General features: G+C 47.9%; 25 protein-coding genes and 1 tRNA gene. 15 read left to right on the top strand and 11 right to left on the bottom strand.

The features are described from left to right. Positions 1–42: 42 nt before the first annotated feature. The 4 genes from ACQY2W_RS02435 to ACQY2W_RS02420 are packed head-to-tail and all read right to left on the bottom strand — an operon-like array spanning position 43 to position 3,206. Positions 43–1,062: an AI-2E family transporter gene (locus tag ACQY2W_RS02435; protein WP_428049011.1), complete on the bottom strand. Its 1,020-nt coding sequence runs from the start codon at positions 1,060–1,062 to the stop codon at positions 43–45. Next, entirely contained in the window at positions 1,049–1,573 is a 525-nt protein-coding gene (locus ACQY2W_RS02430; protein ID WP_428049009.1) for a hypothetical protein, read from the bottom strand. Before ACQY2W_RS02430 ends, ACQY2W_RS02435 begins: the two co-directional genes overlap by 14 nt. A 7-nt stretch (positions 1,574–1,580) precedes the next feature. Further along, positions 1,581–2,321, bottom strand: coding sequence for a sensor histidine kinase (locus ACQY2W_RS02425; RefSeq protein WP_428049007.1), 741 nt, complete (start codon positions 2,319–2,321; stop codon positions 1,581–1,583). A gap of 12 nt (positions 2,322–2,333) precedes the next feature. Continuing rightward, positions 2,334–3,206: a hypothetical protein gene (locus ACQY2W_RS02420; protein ID WP_428049005.1), complete on the bottom strand. Its 873-nt coding sequence runs from the start codon at positions 3,204–3,206 to the stop codon at positions 2,334–2,336. 84 nt (positions 3,207–3,290) lie between these two features. Here ACQY2W_RS02420 and ACQY2W_RS02415 point away from each other — a divergent pair, with 84 nt between their 5' ends. Continuing rightward, positions 3,291–4,556: a metallophosphoesterase family protein gene (locus ACQY2W_RS02415; protein WP_428049003.1), complete on the top strand. Its 1,266-nt coding sequence runs from the start codon at positions 3,291–3,293 to the stop codon at positions 4,554–4,556. A gap of 53 nt (positions 4,557–4,609) precedes the next feature. On the opposite strand, the gene ACQY2W_RS02410 is transcribed toward ACQY2W_RS02415, so the two are convergent. From ACQY2W_RS02410 to ACQY2W_RS02400, 3 genes are all read right to left on the bottom strand, one after another. Further along, positions 4,610–5,731: a hypothetical protein gene (locus ACQY2W_RS02410; protein WP_428049001.1), complete on the bottom strand. Its 1,122-nt coding sequence runs from the start codon at positions 5,729–5,731 to the stop codon at positions 4,610–4,612. A 136-nt stretch (positions 5,732–5,867) separates the two neighbouring features. Beyond that, positions 5,868–5,944, bottom strand: a tRNA-His gene (locus ACQY2W_RS02405). Positions 5,945–6,030: 86 nt separating this feature from the next. After that, entirely contained in the window at positions 6,031–7,293 is a 1,263-nt protein-coding gene (locus tag ACQY2W_RS02400; RefSeq protein WP_428048999.1) for an L-serine ammonia-lyase, read from the bottom strand. Between the two features lie 42 nt (positions 7,294–7,335). Here ACQY2W_RS02400 and ACQY2W_RS02395 point away from each other — a divergent pair, with 42 nt between their 5' ends. The 3 genes from ACQY2W_RS02395 (at position 7,336) to ACQY2W_RS02385 (ending at position 9,469) form a co-directional block, all read left to right on the top strand. Further along, complete coding sequence (locus ACQY2W_RS02395; RefSeq protein WP_428048997.1) at positions 7,336–7,902, top strand: manganese efflux pump MntP family protein; 567 nt, start codon at positions 7,336–7,338, stop codon at positions 7,900–7,902. Between the two features lie 31 nt (positions 7,903–7,933). Further along, entirely contained in the window at positions 7,934–8,488 is a 555-nt protein-coding gene (locus tag ACQY2W_RS02390) for a manganese efflux pump MntP family protein (RefSeq protein ID WP_428048995.1), read from the top strand. Between the two features lie 462 nt (positions 8,489–8,950). Continuing rightward, positions 8,951–9,469 carry a type IV pilin protein gene (locus ACQY2W_RS02385; protein ID WP_428048993.1) on the top strand — a complete coding sequence of 173 codons (519 nt, stop codon included), beginning with the start codon at positions 8,951–8,953 and terminating at the stop codon, positions 9,467–9,469. Between the two features lie 77 nt (positions 9,470–9,546). Here the strand turns inward: ACQY2W_RS02385 and ACQY2W_RS02380 are convergent, their stop codons facing one another. Next, complete coding sequence (locus ACQY2W_RS02380; protein WP_428048991.1) at positions 9,547–10,134, bottom strand: hypothetical protein; 588 nt, start codon at positions 10,132–10,134, stop codon at positions 9,547–9,549. Positions 10,135–10,241: 107 nt separating this feature from the next. Here ACQY2W_RS02380 and ACQY2W_RS02375 point away from each other — a divergent pair, with 107 nt between their 5' ends. The 4 genes from ACQY2W_RS02375 (at position 10,242) to ACQY2W_RS02360 (ending at position 15,490) form a co-directional block, all read left to right on the top strand. Continuing rightward, positions 10,242–11,306, top strand: a complete 1,065-nt coding sequence (locus tag ACQY2W_RS02375) for a DUF1646 family protein (RefSeq protein WP_428048989.1) — start codon at positions 10,242–10,244, stop codon at positions 11,304–11,306. Positions 11,307–11,376: 70 nt separating this feature from the next. Continuing rightward, positions 11,377–11,853 carry an NADH-quinone oxidoreductase subunit NuoE gene (gene nuoE, locus ACQY2W_RS02370; RefSeq protein ID WP_428048987.1) on the top strand — a complete coding sequence of 159 codons (477 nt, stop codon included), beginning with the start codon at positions 11,377–11,379 and terminating at the stop codon, positions 11,851–11,853. A 2-nt stretch (positions 11,854–11,855) separates the two neighbouring features. Beyond that, positions 11,856–13,739, top strand: coding sequence for an NADH-ubiquinone oxidoreductase-F iron-sulfur binding region domain-containing protein (locus ACQY2W_RS02365; RefSeq protein WP_428048985.1), 1,884 nt, complete (start codon positions 11,856–11,858; stop codon positions 13,737–13,739). Between the two features lie 11 nt (positions 13,740–13,750). Beyond that, positions 13,751–15,490 carry a [FeFe] hydrogenase, group A gene (locus ACQY2W_RS02360; protein ID WP_428048983.1) on the top strand — a complete coding sequence of 580 codons (1,740 nt, stop codon included), beginning with the start codon at positions 13,751–13,753 and terminating at the stop codon, positions 15,488–15,490. A gap of 403 nt (positions 15,491–15,893) precedes the next feature. Here the strand turns inward: ACQY2W_RS02360 and ACQY2W_RS02355 are convergent, their stop codons facing one another. Then, complete coding sequence (locus tag ACQY2W_RS02355; protein WP_428048981.1) at positions 15,894–16,505, bottom strand: type IV pilin protein; 612 nt, start codon at positions 16,503–16,505, stop codon at positions 15,894–15,896. 182 nt (positions 16,506–16,687) lie between these two features. Between ACQY2W_RS02355 and lpoB the strand changes: the two genes are divergently transcribed. Genes lpoB through ACQY2W_RS02325 form a run of 6 tightly spaced genes read left to right on the top strand, consistent with a single transcriptional unit; the run spans position 16,688 to position 21,513 of the window. Continuing rightward, entirely contained in the window at positions 16,688–17,281 is a 594-nt protein-coding gene (gene lpoB, locus ACQY2W_RS02350; protein ID WP_428048980.1) for a penicillin-binding protein activator LpoB, read from the top strand. A 12-nt stretch (positions 17,282–17,293) separates the two neighbouring features. Beyond that, positions 17,294–18,625, top strand: coding sequence for a hypothetical protein (locus ACQY2W_RS02345; RefSeq protein ID WP_428048979.1), 1,332 nt, complete (start codon positions 17,294–17,296; stop codon positions 18,623–18,625). Between the two features lie 9 nt (positions 18,626–18,634). Beyond that, positions 18,635–19,573: a hypothetical protein gene (locus ACQY2W_RS02340; protein ID WP_428048978.1), complete on the top strand. Its 939-nt coding sequence runs from the start codon at positions 18,635–18,637 to the stop codon at positions 19,571–19,573. Positions 19,574–19,582: 9 nt separating this feature from the next. Further along, on the top strand, positions 19,583–20,281 hold the full coding sequence (locus ACQY2W_RS02335; protein WP_428048977.1) for an FKBP-type peptidyl-prolyl cis-trans isomerase: 699 nt from the start codon (positions 19,583–19,585) through the stop codon (positions 20,279–20,281). Continuing rightward, positions 20,281–20,928 (top strand): hypothetical protein, encoded by a 648-nt coding sequence (locus ACQY2W_RS02330; protein WP_428048976.1) that lies wholly within the window; start codon positions 20,281–20,283, stop codon positions 20,926–20,928. Before ACQY2W_RS02335 ends, ACQY2W_RS02330 begins: the two co-directional genes overlap by 1 nt. Positions 20,929–20,964: 36 nt before the next feature. Continuing rightward, positions 20,965–21,513 carry a hypothetical protein gene (locus tag ACQY2W_RS02325; protein ID WP_428048975.1) on the top strand — a complete coding sequence of 183 codons (549 nt, stop codon included), beginning with the start codon at positions 20,965–20,967 and terminating at the stop codon, positions 21,511–21,513. A 149-nt stretch (positions 21,514–21,662) separates the two neighbouring features. On the opposite strand, the gene rpsT is transcribed toward ACQY2W_RS02325, so the two are convergent. Together rpsT and ACQY2W_RS02315 are read right to left on the bottom strand one after the other, a co-directional pair. Next, complete coding sequence (gene rpsT, locus ACQY2W_RS02320; protein ID WP_428048974.1) at positions 21,663–21,938, bottom strand: 30S ribosomal protein S20; 276 nt, start codon at positions 21,936–21,938, stop codon at positions 21,663–21,665. Positions 21,939–22,007: 69 nt separating this feature from the next. Beyond that, the gene (locus tag ACQY2W_RS02315) at positions 22,008–22,511 is read right to left on the bottom strand and encodes a type IV pilin protein (protein WP_428048973.1); all 504 of its coding nucleotides are present in this window, start codon (positions 22,509–22,511) and stop codon (positions 22,008–22,010) included. Positions 22,512–22,884: 373 nt separating this feature from the next. Here ACQY2W_RS02315 and ACQY2W_RS02310 point away from each other — a divergent pair, with 373 nt between their 5' ends. Further along, positions 22,885–24,201, top strand: coding sequence for a GIY-YIG nuclease family protein (locus ACQY2W_RS02310; protein WP_428048972.1), 1,317 nt, complete (start codon positions 22,885–22,887; stop codon positions 24,199–24,201). Positions 24,202–24,223: the final 22 nt, after the last annotated feature.

The following is a 24,223-nucleotide window of genomic DNA, read 5'->3' as shown; positions in this document are numbered from 1 at the left end:
GCTCAAAAGTTTGGGCGCGGGGGTTATAAATGTGGTTGGGTGTCAGTGTGGTAATCTGCCGGCCAGAATTTCGGCCACTACGCGTGTTTGTTTAATTTTGCTAAGCACAATCTTCAACGAGGCCGTTAACGGAACGGATAAAAACGCGCCCGGCACGCCCCAAACAAGCGTCCAAAAAATAAGGGAGCCGATTACCGCTACAGGGTGCAAGTCCATACCCTCGCCCAAAAAACGCGGCTCTACCAAATTGCCGATAATAAATTCCGTCGCGGTTAATAACCCTATTACTACAAAAAAGTTAGTGCCAAACCCAAATTGTAAAAAGAGCACCGGGACCGGTAACAATACCGATATAATAGATCCCACGCTGGGGATAAAATTAAGTAAAAACGCAAACAGCGCGAACAGCACCGCCAATTTGATTTGAAAACTGATCAAAATGCTTGCTACAATCAGCCCGGTAATGAGCGAAGCCATAAGTTTAACCGACAAATACACAGACACATTGGAGAGCATTTCTTTAATAGCGGGGTTGGTAATCGGTTGGGCTTTTTTACTGCCTAAGAGGAAAAACACCATAAATAAAATAATCAGCGTTAGATTAGACAGTACGGAAAATAATTTTCCGCCGAAGTTTTTCAGCCAATTAAATACAGGCAAATCGCGTACGTAATTTTCAATAAAATTTTGGTCCAAGGTAATTCCGTGCTCGGCCAGTTTGGCCGTCAAATCGCCGATAGTGGCAATCAAGTTTTGGCGGTACACTTCCGCGCCTTTTAAAAATTGCCCGACCGAGGTGGTTGTAAATAAAATAACCGCCACAAAAAACGCAATTCCCAACAAAACGGAAACGGTTAAAGCAAGCCATTGGGGGAAACTAAACTTATGGCGTAAATAAAGCGTTGTTTGGGCCAAGATCGTATAGAAAAAAATAGAAATAACTAGCGGTATTAACAACGCTTTGGTGTAAACCAAAAACGCAGTTGCCACGCCAGCCGCTATAATAGTTAAGCAGATGGCGGAAGTTTTTAAGTAATAATAAGTCGGCTTATCCGGCGACATGAGCCCCCCTCTTTTTTTCGGTTTGTTTAGCAATTTCGCGGGCCAGGAAAAGAATTTTTCCGGTCAAGCTGGGGATGTCGCTTTGACAGGAAGTCAGCAACCAAACGTTAATTTTGGTGGCCGTAAATCCTTTATAGGTCCGGGCAAAAATATCATACACAGTGATAAATTCATCGCACGCACGCGAGAGTGTTTTGGCGCGGCTGTTGACGCCTTTGGCCGGCAAAATTAAATCGGCGGTCCAATCGGTCGGTTTGCACGCGCGTACTTGGGTGCGTATGGCCAACCATGCGGTTTCTTGTTCGTCTAATGCGTGGCGCAGTTGTTGGCAATAGGTGTTAAAATCGTTTGCGAACGTGCTGTCGCGTACGTCAATATTTTTGCGCAGTTGTTGCTCAATTTGTTCCAAGCGGCGGTTGAGCTCCTGCAACTCGCGCGTAGCAGTAATGAGTTGCGCGCGGAAGACATCTGTTTGGGTAGAAATAGTATCTAATAAGGTCTCGGGTGTCATAAGTTCTTTAGAGCGGTAAATTAACTGTAAAAATAGAGCCAAGCCCCCGGTCCGATACCACGCTGACCGTGCCGCCGTGTAACTCTACAATGCGCCGGACCATGGTAAGGCCTAAGCCCCAACCGTTGACTTGGCCGGTCAAGTCGTCATCTACTTGATAGAACGGTTCGAAAATACGGTTGACGTCTTGCGGACGGATACCCGTGCCGTAGTCGCGCACCGATAACGAAACGCTGTTGCCGTGATTTAAACATTGAATTTTAATCACTTTTTCCGTTTTATTATTAAATTTAATAGCATTGGTTAATAATTCCTTCATGCAAACAATAAGCATTTCTTCGTTGGCTTTTAAAAGCAGTTGGCTGGGGCAATCTGTTTCCACAAAAGCACCGCGGCGGACGGTATTGGCTTTATCGGGCGAGGAAGAGGATAAGCTTTCTTCCAACGCCAGCGCGTGTTCGGCACAGCGTTTGATAATGGGCTTGAGTTCCACTTCTTTTTTTTCCATGGTTTCAGCTGTCAACGAGCATACTTTATTAAACGTAATAAGCTGGTCCACCAGTTGTGAAAGGTGCATCCCTTGTACGCTGATTTCCGATAATGCTTTAGCCGAAAACGGGGAAAGCGTATTTTTATTTTGCGCTTGCACAGCTTCGCAATATCCGTTGATAATGGATAGCGGCGTGCGTAGTTTATGCGCAATCATGGATAAAGCTTGAGTGTTTACATTGAGTTCAGCAGAGTCCATAGTGATCCCCGGTTAAAAGAAAGTAGAAAGCCGTACCGATCCGATATCCCGTTTGTTTTGATTATGCACGGTAAATACGTGGTTGTAGGCCACTTCCGCCAAAATCCGCGAAGTAACGCGGAAAGAAAGGCCGCCTAAAACGGAATGTTCCGCTTGGGCGGTGTGATACTCGCCAAAGCGATAGCTGATATAAGCGGACGAACCGTTTTCGGCCCACATGCGGCTTAGCCGCGTGCCGATGGTATATTTGGCCAGTGCATGGACAATATCCAAGGTTTGGGTGCGGGCGAGGTCTTGTTGGTTCATCACCCCGCGAAAGCCGGCCAAATCGGATACACCGTCGGGATACTGGAAGACCGAGCCCTCTATATCAAGTCCGAATGCGTTGTAGAGCGTTTGGGATAAACCGAGCATAAAAGCCGCTTGCGAATAGTAACGGTTTTCCAGGGTGGCGTCGTTATAAAAAGAAGTCCCCTGTTGACGGGCAAAGGACGCTCCCATAAATGCATAGGCATAGTTTTCGTTGACTTCATCCTCGTTTAGTTTCACCCGGACTTGTGCATTAAGACCAAACGCGGAAGAATTTTGTATGCCGTCCAAATGGCTTTTGTTTTTGAAATAGTAAAACGGACGTAACGAAAAGCGCAGTATGTCTAACTCCAAGGCAAAAGGAACAGCCACCGAATAAACGGGGTCTTTGAATAACCGTTCGTTAGCCATTTGCACTTCCAACCCGGCAAGCGTATTAAGCGAGAGCGCCATGTTGGCACTGAGTTGGGCTTGGTCAAACTGCTTAGAGCCGTTGTAGGCGGCGGAAATGTCTACGGTGCGCGCGTGTAATGAAAGCGCGGCAAAACAAGCGAAAAGAAGAATCATTTTTTTCATATATTTTAATTAAACAAAATTTTGCGCTGTTTTGCCTGTAAAACTTTCGGTAAGGAAGTGGCGGAATTTGATAAAATAAAAAAGATGAAAAAAATTAACTTTTTATTTCTTTTTCTGTTACTGGCCGGTTGGGCTAGTTCGGCCCAGATTGTCCGCGGGCCTTACTTGGAAGACCCTACCCAAACTACGCTTGTAATGCGTTGGCAGACCGATACGTCTACTCCGGCTTGGTTGGAGTACGGCCCCGCCCCGCGGTGTAACCAAATTATGACGCTTACTCCCCAAGGCACCCAACATAAAGTTGTTTTGTATGGCTTAGTGCCTAACCAAGATTTTTGCTACCGGGTCTATGTATATAATCAAGCGCAAGACGGGGTGCAAGAGCCGGTGGCCGGTACGTTTCGTACGTTGTTTTCGGCTGAGCGGAAAATCGTTAAATTTGTAGCTTTAGGGGCAACGGCTTCATCGGCTCCGCAAGAACCTGTCAGCGAAGATCCGCAAGAAACTTCGGCCTCGTTCTTCCCGTTTATGACGGCTAAGCCGGCGACTCCGGCGGATGACTCCGCCCAAGCGCGTCAGAATTTAGCCGCACGTATCGCCGAAGAAAAAAGCGATTTCTTAATTCATACCGGCAACTTGACCCGTAGCGGGCTTAACGCCGATGCCAATGCGGAATTTTTTACTCCGTTTGAGCAGGTGCTTCGTAATATGCCGCTTTTTGTGGCAGTGGGCCCTAACGAGTACGGACCGGACCGCCAATCGCGCGACAGCAAACCGTTTTTCTTAACCAATTACCGGCGTTTCCACGATATGTCGTGGAGTAACGCTACCCCGAAGTATTATTCGTTTGATTCGGCCAATGCGCGCTTTATTTTCTTAGACACCAACGTGGCCGAAGGTGCGGTGTGGGCCCCGGATATTACGGAAAAATCGGCGCAAGTAACGTGGCTTAAAAGCACGCTGGCCGGTGCAGGCGAAAAATGGAAAATCGTTGTGATGAACGCGCCGGCCTATTCGTCCGGTGTGCGCGGTGCAAATAATGAAGTATTTTTAAATTTAGTTAAAATCTTTGAAGAGTACCGCGTTAATTTAGTGTTGCAAGGCGGAGACTTAAATTACGAACGGACTTTTCCCATGTTTCGCGGGGAACCTAAGCAAAACGGGGTAACGTACGTTACGTTAGGCACGGCGGCAGCCACGCCTACCAAGCGCGAAAATCCGCATCCGTCCACCGCGCGTTTTGTATCGCAACGGCATTATGCGGTAGTAAAAATAGTGGACCGGAGATTATCTGCTAAAGTATATAGCGATAAAGGGAAACTGTTGGATAGTTTTGATTTGTACTTATAGCACAAATATATATGTAAGGACACACACGGGGCAGATTGTCCCGTGTGTTTTTTTTAGGGTATTTGGCGGATCGCGTCTTGGATATGGTATTTTTCTTCCAAGCCGCCGATAAGACGGTCTAAGTTTTCAAAATGGTCCTCTTTGCGTGTGATGTAGGAAACGTACCCGTTGCGTTGGGCATAGAAATCAAGTATGCCATCGGAAAGTATGATAAAACCCATTTCTTGTGCGATTTCGGGGAAAGATTTTTTCAACGCAAGTTTAATATCCCGGTCCGAAACCATGCGCCCGATGGCTCCGTCGGATACGATGTAATGCGGGCGTAAATGTTGGGCTTTCATCCGGTCAATAAAATGGTAGAGTTCTCCCATGTCATACGCGATAAAAATATGCCCGGCGTAATTTTGTAATTGGGCGGCCGCGGCCTGTGCGACCTCTTCATTGTCGTTAATGATAAGAACTACTAAATCGGGTTGAAAAGTAAGCGGGCCTGTGGCCAACGTTTCACGCGGATTTACAAACGGCCACCGGGTAGAATCTTGGGAGCTGACAGCCCATGCGTCGGGCCAGCGCAACCGTGCCGCCAGCGAAAAAGGAAATAAGGCCTGTTGTAACCGGAAAAAAGTATCCTCGGAAAAATAAGAGGTATTGTTCCACTCACAAAGTAAATCAAACAATTGCCCCTCTAAATAACTGTAATGTGCCGGATCGGTGGCGGCTAAGTTTTCCAACTGGCGGGCTTCCTGCAGAAAAAGAGAACGTTGCACTTCCGGGGCGGAATGTTCATGCCATGCGCGCAAGGCACTGGAGGGTGGGAAAAATTTTCCTGCCGCAACGGCGGGAGAATATATTGTGCTGACTAATCGTTCATAGGCGGCGTCTGCCATGGGGAAAGGATCGTTTTGGAACGGATTTTCGGGCAAGTGTGCCGCGGCGGCCGGAACGGGGGACAACGGGTTAATACCGGCTTGTAAAATATTTCTTTGGGCAATGGGTGTAACTACCTGATTTACAGGGAATATCCCCGGACGCGGTATCCGGTGGTGGTAATGTGCCGGGGCGGGGTGGGGCACACGGAGACGGAGTGCCCGCCCGGGCGGGATTCCACCCGCGGCCACAAGCGGTAAACACGCAAACAACGAACACAATAATATGCACTGTATATATTTTTTCATCCGGGGGACCTCTCTTGTATTGTAACCAATGGCTTTTTACTTCGCAATAGGCCAAAAGGCCTAGCGGCAGGTGGGTCTTTAACAGAAAAACACCCGGGATGGACTCCGGGTGTTAGCAAGTTGTAGCAAAAATATTTGGGGTGGATGACGAGATTTGAACCCGCGACCTCCGGTTCCACAGACCGGCGCTCTAACCAGCTGAGCTACATCCACCATAAAATTGGGTACTATATTCTACCAAATTCACGCCGCAAGGTGCAAATAGTCGGATAGAAATTTTGCGGGTGAAGTGCGTAAAATTATTTCTTATTTTTGCGATGTTTGCGCGCAAAGGTTTTTGTTTTGCGTTTGACGTTTAGCCAATGTTTCTTGAAAAATCGGGCGAGGCCGCCGCGGGAAGTTTCGCGGTAGTCGTGGTGCATATCCAAGCCGGTTTGCATCATGGTAGCCAGTACGTCATCGTACGAAACGCGGTTATCGCCGTCGGACATGAGTGCATACGTCGCGCAATCCAGCGCGCGCGAGGCCGCCATGGCGTTACGTTCTATGCACGGAATTTGTACAAGCCCGTCCACCGGGTCGCACGTTAAACCTAGGTGATGTTCAAGTCCCATTTCGGCGGCGTAAGCGATGCGGCGGTTATCACCGCCCTCTAATTGGCACGAGGCCGCCGCAGCCATAGCACACGCCACGCCTACTTCCCCTTGACATCCCACTTCCGCCCCGGAAATGGACGCGTTTGTTTTAGCCAAGTTGCCCATAAGTCCGGCGGTAGCTAATGCGTGCAAAATCACGCTGTCTTCAAATTCATACACTTCTTTGAGTAAGCGGCAAACAGCCGGTACGATACCGCACGAGCCGCATGTGGGAGCGGTGACTACTTGCCCGCCGGACGCATTTTCTTCGGCACAGGCAAGTGCGTAAGCAAATAAATTGTTGATACGCCGTACGTAGCGCGGCGAAGTTTCCGCTTTATGCAAATAGTAGCGGGCTTTGCGCTCCAAATTAAGCGAGCCGGGCAGTACGCCTTGTTTTTTTAGACCGCGGTTCATGGTATCTTGCATGGCAGACCATACTTCTTTTAAATAGTCCCAAATCGGTTCGCCCTCGCACTCTTCCACATATTGCCACAAGAGCATTTTATGTTGGGATGTATACGCTAAAATTTCTTCCATGGACGTATGCGGATAAACCGATTTTTGCACCACGTCAAAATTCTCATCGGTACGGATCGCGCCTCCGCCTACGCTATATACCGTTTGTGTGCCTAATACGTGGTCCGCCTTATCTAATGCTTCCAATTTGAGTGCGTTGGGGTGGCGCGGCAGAAAAGTTTGCGGTTGCCACAAAACAGAAACGGGTTTGGGATAAAGCGCTTCTTTGATTGTAAAATCGGTCAAGTGGCCTTTGCCTGTGGCGGCCAACGAGCCGTACAGCGTAATCCGGAAAGATACGGCTTGCGGGTACGCGCGGTTAAATTCTTCGGCGGCTTTATGCGGGCCCATGGTGTGGCTACTGGACGGCCCCATACCTATCTTATATAGTTCTTTTAACGATTCCATGCGCTACTCCTAAACAGCTTTTTAAAATGATATCATAATTATATGATTTTCGTGTCTGTATTACTTATTGCACTTAGTTTATGTATGGATAACTTAGCCGTTACCGTAGCCGCCGGATGCGCGGCGCACGGACACGTGCCGTGGCAAGATGAACTTAAGGCCAGCAGTGCTTTTTCTTTGGCACATTTTGTGATGCTTAGTACGGGGTGGTTGCTGGGGGTAGGAGTAGGGAAATTGCTTCATACGTATGCGGTGTGGGTGTCTTTTGGTATTTTGGTTTGGATAGGAGCGCACATGATGTGGGAGGGCCGCCCGGGAGCTAAGCCGGAAGAAACGGTCCGTTCGTGGGATGCTAAATCACTTGTTTTGTTGGCGGTGGCGACCAGTATAGATGCGTGGTTGGTGGGGATGGGGCTTGCCCCCACGCAACTGCCGTGGGTGCTGATGTCCGTCACTATGGTAGTGTGTGTGTTTGTTACCAGCTGGGTTGGGTTTTATTTCGGGGCGTGGCTGGGGCAAAAATTCGGGCAACGTATGGAAATGGTGGGGGGAGCGGTTCTTATTTTACTAGGTGTAAAATTGTTGCTTGAAGGACTGAAGATTTGGTAGAATTCCGGTATCTTATTAGCGAGGTTAGCGTATGGGTATTATCTCAGTAATTATTATTTTTATCTGTATTTGTGTAGATAATATGGTTAGTGCCAATATGACGGGGATGAATATTACGCAAGATAAAGGTGTGTTCTCTATCAAAGTTGCCCTTTTCTTTGCCGGATTTAATATGCTGTTTTTTGTGTTGGGTTATTTGGTCAGCATGTTGTTCTTCCGCAACTGGGTATACTTGGCACATAACTGGGTAGCGTTTGCGTTTTTGTTACTGCTGGGTATTAAATTTATGTTGGAATCTATTGAAAAATCACCCAGTTTCTATACGGTAGATACCGGGGCCACGGGTAAACTTTTAAAAGTGTCTGCTTTGTTGGCGATGAACGCGTTTTTGGTGGGTTATGCCGCCGAAACGATGGATACGGCGTGCTTTCCGCAATGGATATTTTTAGCTATCATTACGTTTGTAATGACGTTGATCGGGTTTCACTTGGGAGGCCCGAACTCCAAAACGATCGCCAGTAAAAAAGTAGAATTATTGGCGGGACTCATTTTAATTGTAATGGCCGTGCGGTTGATTATTATATAGGTTGAAACCTTTTGTTGATAGGCGGGGCAATTCTTTTTGAATTGCCCCGCTTTTTCGTTGTCGGCCGGAATTTTGTGTTGCCATTCTCTTTTTCCCTCACCCCTTGCGGGGCCACTCGCCGTGGCGGGCATATACTCTCTTTATTCCCTCGCCCCTTGCGGGAGAGGGTGGCCGTAGGCCGGGTGAGGGGTAATAAAAAGAGAAGAATAACAGAATAAGGAAAATAACTTTATTGATAACCCCTCATCGGTTTGTTCGGACTCTGTCCGCCAAACCACTTCCCCCGCAAGGGGGGAAGACAAACGGCGTTGTTTTCTCATCGGCACATAACAACGCGACAATGCACAAACAGTGTGGCTACAAGTAAGTGAAAGATAGCTTTTTGTTTGCCTGGGCCCGGCAAGGGCCTTGACATCGTTTTTTTTTTTGCTACATTTTATTAAATGAAACAAAGGAGGATGTATGAAAAACAAGCAAGCATTTACGCTCATTGAATTATTAGTGGTAGTTTTAATTATCGGCATTTTGGCGGCGGTGGCATTGCCGCAGTATCGTTTATCCGTGGCTAAGGCGCGGTACGTGGAGCTTAAAAGTATTGTAGATAAAATTACGCAAGCGCAGGAAGTTTATTATTTGGCAAATGGGAAATACAGTAAACGTTTTGAGGAATTGGATATAGATTTACCCGCCGGCGGACAACAAAATACTAGTTCGCTAAACAGATATGACTTCCCTTGGGGGTTTTGTTATACGGGATATTCCGGTGACGTGGCCCGCACGGTTTGCTACAATGAAAAAATCGGTTTTGGTTATGGGCGGCGGCCTGCACATATCCCGGAATCTGAAAAACCCGGGAGACGTGCTTGTTATGTACTTACTACATTTGATGCTGATTGGCGCAACCAAGTCTGCAAACAGGAAACGGGGGCAGCCAAAGGGACTCGTGCCGAGGGAAACATCGAGTGGATTTACGCAAAATAGACTTTGATATACACACCTTTAACAAACGCCCCCGGTTTTTTGCCGGGGGCGTTTTTTTAAGCTAATTTTAAATTAACTTATTTGGCCAAGTTTTTCCACGCTTTTTGTTCTTCTTTGACGGCTTTTTTGGCGTCTTTAGCGGATTGTTTAACGTCGGCTTTTTTGGCTTTTACATCGGCCTTGGCGTTCTTTACATCTTTTTTTACTTCCGCTTTTTTAGCAGCAGCGTCTTTTTTGGCTTGTTCTTTTTGCGCTTTTAATTCAGCTTTTTTAGCTTTCGCTTCTTTTTTAGCTTGTTCTTTTTGCGCTTTTAATTCGGCTTTTTTGGCAGCGGCGTCTTTTTTGGCTTGTTCTTTTTGTGCCTTGACGTTGGCTTTAGTTTGTTCGGCTTTGGCCTTCGCGTTGGCTTTTAATTCTTCTTTTTTGGCCTTGGCCTGTTCGGCGGCGGCATTGTCTTTTTGCGCTTTTTGGGCCTTAGCGGCTTTGGCTTGTTTTTTGGCCGCAGCTTTTTTGGTTTCCAAGTTTTTGCGCAAGTTGCTCACTTTAGATAACGTGCAGTTATTTACGCAGGTTACGTCGGTAGCGACGCAACCGCAATCATCGGCAGCTTGGGCATATACGGCGGCTAAACCGAAAGCCAAGCATAAAGCAATAATTTTTTTCATACTTAATTTTCTCCTTAATAATTTGCAACAGATTTTGTGCCCATTTATTGTACTAAATTTTCGGGCCTGTCTGCGAAGGTCCGCCTTTTTTAGTAAAATATACCTATATGGAAACATTAGTTACGCACCCTCCGCTTTGGATGAATCTTTTGTTGGGGCTGATTGTTATTAATTTACTTGCCTGGCCGCTTACATCGCGCTGGGTAGAAAGCCACTTGGATCTTTTTTTGCTCGGTGTAGGCGCGGCAGCGGTAACAGTCAGCGGCGGATGGAGTGTTGATTTTATCTACAAAACCTTGCAATATCCCGTCAATGTGGCGTTTATTGTGTTGGTCGTTAGTGTGATTTTTAACAATTACTCGCGCTATATTTTCCGTATTTTATTTATCTTTTTTAAACGGTTAGAACCTCGTTACAGTTTTGCGCTGCTTATTTTTGCGTTGGGGGTAGCGTCATCGCTCGTAAGTGTAACGGTAGCCGCGCTCGTGCTGGCGGAAGTGTTACAGGTAGTCCATGTGGAACATAAACAAACGGTATCTATCACGGTCTTTGCCTGTTATGCTATTGCGTTGGGCGCGGTGCTGACGCCGCTGGCTGAGCCGATGGGGCTGGTAATTAACAATGCACTTTCCGGCCCGCCGTATCATGCTGATTTTTTCTTTTTGATGCGTCATTTTGCGGGTTGGATCTTGCCCGCGCTCGTGGCGTTAGCCATAGCGGCCGGATATACGGCCCGTCACGCCGGAGCGGGTATGCAAATGCACATCCGCGAAGATAAAGAAACGTACAACGTGGTCTTGCGGCGTACGTGGCATATTTATATGTTTGTGGCCGCACTCCATTTAATCAGCACGGGGCTTAGACCATTGGCCCAAAGCACGATGACTCATTTGGGGGGAAAGTTCTTATTTTTTGCCAATGCCGTTTCCGTTATTATTGACAACGCTACCTTGGCGGCCATTGAAATCGTACCGACGATTTCTTCTACCGATTTAACGTATATGGTCATCGGGCTAGCCGCGTTTGGCAGTATGCTTGTGCAAGGAAATTTGCCTAACATCGTGGCGGCTGAAAAATTAGGCATCAAAAGCCGCGAGTGGGCCGTCGTGGCCGTGCCGACCGGGCTGGTGCTGATGGTCAGCTATTTTATAGCACTTTGTATTTTGCTATAATACATAGAGGCGGTTTCCCGTCTTAATACACCAACAATTTGTTTTGTAGTAAATTTTTATAGGAGAACTTATGTCAGACAGATTCGCACCCGCGGCGCAGATCTTAAAAGAAAATAATTACGATAGCGCCAAGTTAATCCCCATCTTGCAAAAAGTGCAAGATGCCTACCACTTCCTGCCGGAAGATGTGATGCGTTACATTGCTAACGAACTCAAAATTTCGCCCGCTAAAGTGTTCGGCGTGGCGACGTTTTTTGCCCACTTTGCTATTACGCCCAAGGGCAAACACATCATCCGCGTTTGCAATGGTACGGCTTGCCACGTAAAGGGCTCGGCCGGTATTATTGACGCCGTTAAAAAGAAACTCAAACTTAAAGACGGGCAAGAAACCACCGAAGATTTACTTTTTACCTTAGAGTGTGTTTCTTGTTTGGGGGCGTGCGGGTTGGCTCCTGTAATGGTAGTGGACGAAGTCGTCCACGGCCAAGTGACTCCGGCCAAAGCCGAAGAACTCATTGACGAAGTTATCAAAGCGGAGGCCAAATAACTATGGCAACGAAAGATATTGAAAAAATTGCTAAAGAGTTTAACGACGCTTATAAAGCCATCAAACACCGTATCGTTATCTGCGGCGGTACCGGCTGTATTGCGGGCGGCTCGTTAGACGTATATAAAGCGTTCCAAGCCGAAATGGAAAAACGCGGCGTGGCTTGCAGTGTGGAAGTTACCAAAGGGTGCCGCGAAAATTATTTAAGCTTAAGCGGTTGCCGCGGTTTCTGCGCGCAAGGACCGCTGGTGAGCGTGGGCGACATTTTTTATACCAAAGTAAAAGTAGCCGATGTGCCGGAAATCATTGAAAAAACGTTACTCAAAGGCGAAGTCATTGACCGCTTGTTATACCACAACCCGGCCAACAACCAAAAATCTAAAACCGTAGCCGATATTCCGTTTTATGCTAAACAACAGCGTATTTTGCTCGCCGATTGCGGACGCATTAACCCGGAAGATATTAACGAATATATCGCGCACGGCGGCTATGCACAGGCCAAACGCATTTATTTGGAAATGACGCCGGAACAAGTCTGCCAAGAAATGATTAAATCAGGTCTTCGCGGACGTGGCGGCGGCGGTTTCCCCACCGGTAAAAAATGGGAATTTGCCCGCATTGAACCGGAAGGTAAAAAGTACGTCATCTGCAACGCCGACGAGGGCGATCCGGGGGCTTTTATGGACCGCTCCGTTATGGAAGGCAACCCCAACGCCGTGTTGGAAGGTATGATGATTGCCGCACGGGCGATCGGTGCCGACGAAGGTTATATCTACGTTCGTATGGAATATCCGCTCGCTATTAAACGCATCCGCAAAGCCATTGAAGAAGCCGAAGCGCTCGGTATTTTGGGCGAAAACATTTTCGGCTCCGGCAAAAACTTCAAAATTAACGTGATGGAAGGCGCCGGCGCGTTTGTATGCGGTGAAGAAACCGCTTTAATCGCCTCTGTGGAAGGCAAACGCGGTATGCCCAAAGTCAAACCGCCGTTCCCGGCTCACAGCGGCTTGTTCGGAAAACCCACCGTTATCAATAACGTAGAAACATTGGCAACCGTTGCCAAAGTATTTGAAATGGGCGCTGAAAACTTTGCCAAAATCGGTACACCCACCAGCCCGGGCACCAAGACGTTTGCCGTCACGGGCCATATCGCCAATACGGGGCTTGTGGAAGTGCCGATGGGTACGACCTTGCGCCAAGTGATTAACGACGTTGCCGGCGGTACAACCAATAGCGACGGTACGGTCAATCCTAACGCCTTTAAAGCGGCCCAAATCGGGGGGCCTTCGGGCGGATGTTTAACCAAAGAACATTACGATGTGCCGCTTGATTTTGACTCGTTAAAATCAGCCGGAGCTATGATCGGCTCAGGCGGTTTGGTGGTGATGAACGAACATACCTGTATGGTGAACGTGGCGCGTTTCTTCTTGGAATTTACCAAACGCGAATCATGCGGTAAGTGCGTTCCCTGCCGCGAAGGTACAGACCAAATGTTATCGTTGCTGACCGATATTTGCGAAGGGCGCGGCACGCTTAAAACGTTGGAAACGCTGGAAGATTTAGCCAAAGCCGTACAAAAATCTTCGCTCTGTGCGCTTGGTAAAACAGCGCCCAACCCGGTGCTTTCTACCTTAAAATACTTTAAGGACGAATACCTCGCCCACGTGGTAGAAAAACGTTGCCCGGCCGGCGTATGCAAAGCGCTTGCCAGTTATGCCATTGACCCGGCCAAATGCAAGGGCTGCGGGATGTGCAAACGCGCTTGCCCGGTGCAAGCTATTTCGGGTGCAGTCGGTAAACCGCACGTGATTGATCCCAAAAAATGTATCAAATGCGGTAGCTGCAAATCTACTTGTAAATTCGGCGCGGTAAAAGTCGGCGCGTAAGGGATAAAATTATGGAAAAAGAAAACTTTGTTACTATTGAAGGGAAAAAAGTAGCCATTGAAGGCGAACGGAATTTGTTGGAACTCATCCGCAAAGCGGGTTTCAAAATCACCACGTTCTGCTACCAACCGGAATTGGAAATTTACGGCGCGTGCCGCTTGTGCTTGGTGGAAGTAGAAGGTATGGGGGTAGTGGCGTCTTGCTGTGTGGCTCCGCGTGCGGGGATGAAAGTGTCTATCAATACCGACGAAATCCGCCGCCTGCGCCGCATTAACTTGGAACTTTTGCTTGCCTCCGGCAACCACAACTGCACGGTTTGCTCCAAATCGGGCCGCTGCAAACTCCAAAGTTTAGCGCAAGAAATGGGCATTACGGAAATCCGCTTTAAAGCCAAACAAAAACCGGTTAACCGCGATACGTCTTCTGCCGCGCTCGTGCGCGATACCAGTAAATGTATCTTGTGCGGTAACTGCGTGCGCATCTGCAACGAAATACAAGGTATCGGCGCGATTGATTTTGCGTTCCGCGGATACCGGGCTCAAATTGCTCCGGCCTTTAACCACGGTTTGGGCGAAAGCCACGAATGTGTGTCCTGCGGCCAATGTGCGCGCGTCTGCCCGACGGGTGCATTAACGCCCAACAACAGCGAAATTGAAGAAGTATTTAAAGCCATCAACCACCCCACCAAAAAAGTAGCCGTACACATCGCTCCGGCGGTGCGTGTGGGCCTTGGCGAAATCTTCGGTTTGCCGCAAGGCAAAAACATTGACGGCAAGATCGCCGCGGCGTTGCGTATGCTCGGTTTTGACTACGTGTACGATACGGCCTTTGCGGCTGACCTTACCATCGTGGAAGAAGCGACCGAATTTTTACACCGTCTAACCGAAGGTAAAAATATGCCGCAACTGACCAGTTGCTGCCCGGCGTGGGTAAATTACATAGAAAAATTTACGCCGGAATTTATCCCCAATCTCTCTACGGCGCGCTCGCCGATGCAGATGATGGGCCCGGTCATCAAGGCCGATTTTGTGGAAAAAGGCGGCAAACGCGAGGACTTAGTTGTCGTAGCGATTATGCCGTGCTCGGCTAAAAAAGGCGAAGTCAAACGCGAAGAATTTTATGTGAACGGCAACCCGGATACGGACCATGTGGTAACGACCGTCGGTTTAGCACGTATGATTAAAGAAGCGGGCATTGATTTTGTCAACCTCAAAGACGAAGAATTTGATCGTCCGTTCGGTACCAAAACCGGCGCGGGCGTCATCTTCGGTGCGTCGGGTGGTGTAATGGAAGCGGCTTTGCGCTTTGCGGCCGCCGAATTAGACCCCAAAGGCGCGGGCAAGTTAGATTTAAGTGCCTTGCGTGCTAACAGCACCGTCAAAGAGGCCGAACTGACTGTGGCGGGCAAAACCGTGCGCGTAGCGGTAGTGAGCGGCCTTAGAAATGCACGCAAACTGTTAGACGACATTAAAGCCGGTAAAAATAAGTACGACTTTATTGAAGTTATGTCCTGCCAAGGCGGTTGTGTGGCAGGAGCCGGCCAGCCCCAATTTGAAGGTTGGCAAGCCCGCAAAAACCGTGCGGAAGGGTTATACCAAGAGGATAAAGTGCTCGCGTATAAGTCGCAAGACAACAAAGACGTCATGGCGTTGTATGGCACGATTTTTGATAAAATCGGCGGACATAAGGCGCATGAACTCTTGCATACGCACTACTTTGACCGCAAAGACCGCACCGGCCAAGATAAATAAGAACGGCCTTGTTAAGTTCTATAAGCACGCACAAGGGCACAACTAATCGTTGTGCCCTTGTGTCGTGTTCCTGCGATACAATTTTCCACATTTGGCCGTCTTGCGCGTCCCTGCCCCTTGACGTGATTACCACCACGCCTATACGGGGCACTTGCCCGCGCAATACGGCTCAAATCTGAAAAATCATCTTCTCTCTTGCAATGGTAGTCTGTTGTTTATCCCGCAAACTAAAAGCGAATTTGAAAAATCATATAAACATCTGCAAAGTTAGTCTATAACGAAACGGCCTTGTTAAGTTCTATAAGCATGCACACGCCCCTGGGACGTCATCCTGAACTTGATTCAGGATCTCGTAGTGTCCCAGGGGCGTGTGTCGTTATTTCTTGTTGCTGACAACTAATTGTTATATATATAAACGATATACAGTCCAGCCGTTGTCCCAAACGGACGGGGAGTTGTCATGGGTGATACTCTTACAGGTTTCTTTTAAAAAATCGGCGTTGGGGGCGTTTTGGTGTACAGCACATTGGTAACCGTATTGAACGTTATTGATTGTAGGGTAAAAATTCCATAAATAATAGGAATTTCCGTTTTTTTCTATCCATTGAAGACGCACGTGTCCGTCTTCGTGTATATCAGCCCGCCAAGGAAGTTGGACGGTAGTTTCCACTGCCAGTTCATCAAAAGACGTAGCATAAAAGCCATTTGCCAGATAATAAACTCGTTGTGCATCCATGAAAGTTTTTCCGTACGCAAATGCCTGAGTCGCACGCGATTTCCACACCGCCTTTTTGTATTGCGGCAACGCCACCGCGGCCAAAATACCGATGATAAGAACAACGACTAATAATTCAATGAGCGTAAAGCCCACGTTATCAAATAAGGATGTCATCCCGTACTTGATACGGGATCTTCCACGTACGCTGTTGTCGTTTCCTTGTGAAACATCAAGCGTGGAAGATGCTGAATCAAGTTCAGCATGACGTCTTAATTTTATTTGAATTTTTCTTTCCATAAAAATCTCCTTATATTTTTTTCCGTCCCTTTATTATCGTTTTTTTTTTTGATTTGTCAACCCCCTTGCCGGGGTGCTCGCCGGGACGGGCATACGGCCGTGAGGTCTATGCAATAAACTGGCCCGCAGCCGTGTTAAATTTGATAGGATAGAAATAACGCTAAATTAAAGGAGAAATTAGCATGAAAAAAGTATTTGTTGCTTTGCTCTTGGTACCGTTCGTGTTTGCGTGCGGCCCCAAAGTTAAACGGGTGGAAACAAACCTCGTTAAAGACGTGTCCGGCGGTTGGAACGATACCGACGCGCAAATGGTCGCCCAAGAAATGATTACCGATTGTTTGCAAGGTGGTTGGTATGCTAAATACCTCGCCCAAAACGGCGGCAAAGAGCCGGTGGTAATCGTCGGTACGGTCAAAAACGAATCGTCCGAACACATCAATACCCGCGTGTTCATTGAAGAAATGCAACGCGCGCTGATCAACTCGGGCAAAGTAGATTTCGTGGCCTCCAAAGACGAACGCGGCGAAATTCGCCAAGAACGTTTGGAACAGGACGAATTTGCTTCCGAAGCTACCCGCAAGGCCTTCGGGCAAGAAGTCGGGGCCGATTTTATGCTTTCGGGCGTATTAAGCTCGGTAGTAGACAAATCGGGCTCCAAAGCACTCGTTTTCTATCAGACGAACTTAAAACTCATCAACATAGAAACGAACAAAATCGTTTGGAACGGCCAAAAACAAATTAAAAAATACGTTACCCGCAGCAAAGTGTCGTGGTAAGGAGTTTTTTACATGAAGAAGGCGCGCGTATACCTGTTGTTGGGGCTGGTTGTTTTTTGCTCCGCGTGTGCGGCGCCTTCTTTGCGTTATAAAACCGACATTAACAGGATGGCCGCGTCGGGTAATTTTAAAGAAGCGGCCGATAAAGTAGAAGCACAACGCCGTAAAAATTATGCCCGGCAGGACCGCGCCTTGGCTTATTTGGATGAGGCCGTTTTATTGCATGATGCCGGCGAGGCCGCCAAAAGCGACGAGCTTTTAGCCCAAGCGCAAGAGCGTATTGAAGAATTGTATACCGTCAGTGCTACTCAATCAATCGGGCGCGTAGCAATTAACGATTTGACATTACCGTACAGCGTGTCCCCTTTTGAACGCGCGCTTACGTATTTTTACCGCATGGTAAATTTTGTAGACCAAAATAATTTGTCCGATGCCGCCGTGGAAGCCCGCCGGGCGGTGCTGTTTTTAGACAATTTGCGCGGCAGTAAGAAAAAAGGATATAACGACGATCCGTTTGTACAATATTTTGCCAGTTTGGTATTTGAATCGGTTGGGCAAATTGATGACGCACGTATTTCGCGTTCTAACGCGTTAAATGCGTATAAAAATCTTTCGTCGCTTTTAAACGTACGCGCTCCCGAGTTTGTGGTACCGTCCAATTACAACGAACTGGGCGAAGTGATTATTTTACATTACAACGGTGTTTTGCCGCTTAAACGCAATACGACCGTGCAATTTGCGTGGGACCGGGTGTATGCCATACTATCTACGGCGCAAGAGTCTCAGCGGGAAAGTTTATCCCCACAGGTGGCTAACGCGCTCAGAGCCGGGTTTATGGGTCGCGCCGTTACGCTGGCTTATCCGGTGTTGGAACAACCGTTTTATACCGTTACGTCCGCGTTTGTGCAAACCGAGGACGGACAACGCTATAATATGCAAAAAATGGCCGATTTGGCCGCCGCCGCTAAAGCCGATTTGGACGAACGCTTGCCCGGTATTTGGTTTCGGGCCGTTGCCCGCGCGGTAGCCAAGCAAGTGGCCGCCGCCGCTACGAGCCAGGCGGTTAATTCGGCGGTTAATAACAAAGATAACCAAGTGTGGGGTGATTTGGCCGGTTTATTTGTAACGGTGGCGGGAAGTGCGGTGGAAAAAGCCGATACGCGCCAATGGTTCACGTTGCCCGCCCAAATTTTTATGACCCGGTTATTTCTTAAACCGGGCGAACAGGATATCCGCCTGCTACTTCGCGACGGATATGGTAACATAGTAGCAGAGCATACATTTGAAAAAGTAAAGGTAGCGGCGGGGGGACGTGTTTTCCTGCACTACCGTACAGCAAAGTAAGGAGGAGCTATGAAAAAAATAATCGTATGTTTAAGTGCCGTGCTTATGCTTAGTGCGTGCACGAGCTTGAATAAAAATACCGTTTCGTATCAGACGTCTAAATACGACGCGGCCAAGTATTACGTTGTAGCGGGCGAGGGCGACACCAAGGACGCCGCGTCCCAAAAGGCCTTGGATAATATGCGCCAAGCGCTTATTAAAAATGCCCCGGATATGGAAAAGGACCGCCTGCTGACCGACCTGATGGCAAACGCCAACGTGGATAAAGTGTGGCGTGATAAATCTACGGAGCAAAAACATTACTTTGCGTTGGCGGTACTTTCCCGCAACAATGCGATGAGGATTTTAGCACCGGAAATGAACCAATTAGACGGTAAATTAGGGGCGTTAGCCGCACAATTTACGTCGCCCACAGAGCCGCTGGCCGACTTGCGCACCGCCTACCGCATGCAGCCGCTTGTGGCGCGCCGGACCCTGTTGGACGAAACGTACCAATTTTTATCACCCGATCATCAAGGATATGCACCCGAATCTTTCCGCCCGTATAAAAACGCGCTCAAAGAAAAAATGGCCGCCGTACTTGTGGGGGTGGATGTGCAGGGCCGCGAAAGCAAAGTGATGATTACTCACATTGTTGACGCTTTAAACCAAATGGGTCTTGGTGTGGTGGATATTTCCGACCCGGATAAAGAACTGTCCGTGGAAATTATTACCGATGTGGACGGGTATGATTCCAAAAAAGTACAAGGCCTCGTTTGGTGCTCCAGCAGTGCGGCTGTGAGTTTGGTAGATGCTACCCGCGACGTAACGATTGCCCGCTTTAACGTATTTGAACGGGCCGGAACTTCGCGCGCGGCCGATTCGTTGCGCCGCAGTATGGAAGCCGCCGGAGAACAAGCCGCCAAACAAATTACCGCGCGCTTGGAAGCGTATTTGAAAACCCGTTAGGAGAATCTTATGAAAAAAATAATCGCACTTTCGTTACTTATTTTCCCGCTTTTTGCCTGGGCTGAAGAGAAAGCCGCCCCGCAAACGCCGGCGGCTACCGCCGCTGACCCGGCCGAACGCAACAAAATGCTCTATTCGCTCGGGTTTCTGCTGGGAGATAATTTGAAAACACAACTCATCTTGGATAACGAAGATGATTATAAGGCCGTTTCTCAAGGGATGCGCGATACACTGCTCAACAAAAAACCGCAAACCGACTTGGAGAAATACAAACCGCAAATTATCCAAAAGTACCAAGACGATGCCAAAGCCATTGCCGCCAAACGCCAAACCGAGCAACAAGCGTATTTGGAAAACTTTAAAAAAGAAAAAGGCGTGAAAGTATTGGATAACGGGGCTATGGTGAAACTAGCCAAACCCGGCAAAGGCAAAAACCCCAAAGCCGACAGCACGGTTAAGGTGCATTACGTCGGTACGCTTATTGACGGTACGAAATTTGACAGTTCGCGCGATCGCGGCGAAGCGTTCCAAACGCGTCTGACCGACGTGATCCCGTGCTGGACCAAAGCGGTGCAACAATTAAAAACCGGCGCGCGCGCGACGGTTGTTTGCCCGTCAGACACCGCCTATGGCAACCGCCCGATCGGGCGTATCCCGGCGGGTTCGGTGTTAGTGTTTGATATTGAACTGATTGAACTTGTGAAATAATGTCAAAAACCAGCCGCTTGTTAATTGTTATTATGGTAACCGCGCTCTTATATATGGGCGCGGTCCGCGGCTATCAGTTTTACCAAGCCAAAGTGGCCCAGTGGGAAGAAGAACGCCAACAGCAAGCAGATGCGGCGTTCTCTTTCCAAGATGTGCCGGTGTCATTAGCTGCGCCGCAGGCCGAGTTGGTGCAAGCCCCGGTGGTGCTCCCGGCCGACGCAACCAGTATAAATATCTTGCCAGAAAACGGCGTTGCGCCCGAGCCAAAACCGGCTGCGGACAAAGCCGCTGCGGCGCAAGCCGTATTTTTGGAAGATGCGCCGTTATCTGCCGAAGAAGAAGTGCGCCAAGCCAAGGATACCTTGCGCTCCATTGTGCAAGACTATAAAAACGAGCCGGAAATTAAATCGTTTAACCAAGAATTATCCCAAGTAACTAACGGTCAAGCCGTAGATTTAAGTTCGCTTAGTAAAGGGGATATCCGCCAACTTTTGAAAGATAACCCGCAAATACAAGCCGTGGTATCTAAACACATGCAAGACCCTAATTTTGCTAAAAAGGTACAACAGATTCTGTCTAATCCGCAATTTGTGCAAAGCGTGCAACAATTACAGCGTCATGATGCCGCTACCCAAAAAGTAAAATAAATATTGTATGATTTAAGAAAATAAGGAGGAAAAATTGTGTTGAAAATTTTAGTTAAAGCCGCTGTCTTAGTTTTTATTATTCTAAGTATTTATTTTATTGTAAATCCGTCGGCGTGTTCCAACTTTTTAATGGGGCGCGTTACCAATGTAACGGATAGCCAAATTGCCCAACCGGTAGATGCCGATGATCATGGCGAAATGTTTACTCCGTCTGGCGATAAGCCGCTTCGCACCGAGCCGAACGCGACGGATAATCAAACCCCCGCCGAAGAACCTTTGCAAGAGCAAAATGTATCGGGCATTACCGATACCAATACGCTTACGCAAGAGGAACAGAAAACGCCTGCCGAGCCGTCTGCTTATTCGCAAGACGAAATTGACTATGCCATTGCCAGCCGCTACGTGGAGTTGGAAAACGAATATGCCAAATTGGGCAAGACGGGCAAAGATATTGCTAAAGAACTCTCTTATACGGTCATGGACGACTTTGAACTCACCCAACAGGAGTGGGAAGCGTTCTTGGCCCGCGCTACGGCCAGTAACTTGTTTGAAAAAGTGCGCGCGGACCTAGAGAAAAATAAATAGCTTGCTAAGGTTTTTGCTTGGACAACAACGGCAGACGTTTGTCTGCCGTTGTTTTTTGCGCGTTTAATATAAAAGGCGGTAAGGCGTAAAAGCGGTGGCGCAAAAAAGACGCCCCGCTTGCGCGGGGCGTCTTGTCTAGCAAAACCGTATTATTTGGCTTTGTTGGCGGCTTTAGCCAAGCGAGATTTCTTGCGGGCGGCCGTTTTCCAGTGAATGGTTTTCTTTTTGGCGGCCTTGTCAATGCAAGAATTTGCCTTTTTCAAATCGTCTTTAAGCGTAGCGGCCTTTTTAGCAGCGGACGCTTTTACGGTTTTAGTAGCCAAGCGAACTTTTTTGATTAGCCCTTTATTGGCGGAAGTTCTTTTTTCGGCTTGGCGTTGCGCTTTGATTGCGCTAGTGTGTCTACCAGTTTTTAATTTTGCCATTTGTAATAATTCCTCTATACAAAAATCGGTACATATATTATAGTTAATTTGTAAGGCAGCGGTCAAGGATTAGGGGACACAATAGTAATTCGTGGTGTTAATAATTGTGTATATTGTTCCGCCCAACGCGCGGATTGCTTTATTAGCCGTTGTTTTACTTTGCCCGACGATAGCAATTTTTTTAGAAGTGCAAGCGTTTTCAGCCGAACCCGGTAAATAAATTCCCAACAAAATATCGGCCGTTTCTATATAGGCAATTTTGCTGGTAGAACGTAGTCTAAGGGAATAATCAGCATAGTGGGCCATTTCACCATATTGGGTATTAACGGCTGTTATGCTGTTGGGGGTAGGGATATCCATGTCTAACGCATCAAAGGTATCAGCGAGTGTACCATTTGCCAAATAATACGATTCTTGTGCATCGCGTAACATTTTCAGTAACGGCATTAGCCGAGCGATGCGTGCCTTGGTTACGGCTACTTGATATTGCGGCAAGGCCACCGCCGCCAAAATGCCGATGATGAGTACAACTACCAATAATTCTATAAGTGTAAATGCTTTTGTGTCTTTCATATTGTTTGCTCCTTAATACTATTGTCATCCTGAACTTGATTCAGGATCTCACCTTATGGTTGTTTTAGAAAGAGGTGAGATTCCAAATCAAGTTTGGAATGACATTTATTTATTATTTTTCCCGTCCCTTTATTATCGTTTTTTTTTTTGATTTGTCAAGGCCCTCGCCGGGCCGGGCAGAGCGGCCTAAAACCGCTGTTTACTTATGATGTTATCTTCTGCCAAGGGGGAACTTCGTGTTATTCTGCAACGCCCCTTGCCGCACGGGCTACTTTCTTTTATTCCCTCGCCCCTTGCGGGAGAGGGTGGCCGGAGGTCGGGTGAGGGGTATGTTTATCGGGTCGCTTTATGCGGTAAATGTTATACTATACCTATGGATCCGCGAATTGATATCTTACCCAAAAGCCCCGGCGTATATATTATGCGCGATAAATCGGGCACGATTATTTATGTCGGCAAAGCAAAAAATTTGTCCGATCGGGTCAAGCAGTATTTCCAAGAATCTAATCTCTATTCGCGCGGGTGGAAGTTGCCCAGTTTACTCCCGCTGATTGCCAAAATTGACTACATCACGTGCGACAGCGAACGCGACGCGCTCGTGCTGGAAGATAAACTTATCAAAGAATATCAGCCGTTTTTTAATTCGTTAGGCAAAGACGGCAAAAGCTATCCGTACCTTAAAATTACGACGAGCGAAGATTACCCGCGGCTCGTGTTTACCCGCCGCGTGCTCAAAGGCAAAGACCTCTATTTCGGGCCGTATCCCAAATCGTACATTGTACGCAGTTTAATGCGGTTTTTATGGAAAAGCAAATACGCGCCGCTACGTCCGTGCCACTGGAGTTTTTCACGCGAAAAACCGCTTGCACCCGTCAAAATCAACACGTGTATTTATTATCACACGGGCCAGTGCCCCGCGCCGTGTGCGGGGAAAATTTCGTACGAAGATTACCGCGCATTGGCTAAGCGTATGGCGGTGTTTTTAGACGGAAATTTTGGCGATATTACCGAAAAAATGACCGCTTTAATGCACGAATACTCGGGTAAAATGGAGTATGAAAAAGCGGCGGTGTTCCGTAACTTTCTGCAAGCGATAGAACACATGAAAGAGCGTGTGATTGTGGGAAAATTTAAAGAAGAAAAAATTACCACGGCCATGCAAAATACCGATAAATTAAAGCGGTTGGCCGAAGTGATTGGACTTAAAAAATTGCCCGCACATATTGAGGCGTTTGATAACTCGCACCTGTTCGGGCGCGAGGCCGTGGGCTGCATGGTGTGCTACATTAACGGCGAGAAAAACCACGAACATTACCGCCGTTTTAAAATTCGCTCCAAACTGCCCGAGCGCGGCGGAAGTGATTTTACGATGATGGAAGAAAGCGTTTACCGCCGCCTGCGCCAAATCAAGCGCGACCCGTCACACGCGCCCGATTTGATTTTGTTAGACGGCGGCAAAAGCCAAATTACCGCCGCGCTAAATGCTTTTGAGCGCGCGGATATGTATATCCCGTTTATTGCGCTTGCCGAAACGCACGAGGGCATTTATCTGCCCGGCGCGGCCGAAAGTATCAAACTGCCTATCGGCGACCCGGCGTTAAATCTTTTGATGGAAATACGCGACGAAGTCCACCGTTTTGCTATTACCTATCACCGCAAACTGCGCGACAAAGATGTGTTTGGGAAATAAACCCTCGTTTCGCATACGTCTG

It is taken from the genome of Candidatus Avelusimicrobium caledoniensis (assembly GCF_902756455.1).
Taxonomy (GTDB): Bacteria; Elusimicrobiota; Elusimicrobia; order Elusimicrobiales; family Elusimicrobiaceae; genus Avelusimicrobium; species Avelusimicrobium caledoniense.
The sequence above is the reverse complement of the archived record's forward strand: the minus strand, read 5'-3'. Positions and strand labels throughout refer to the sequence as shown.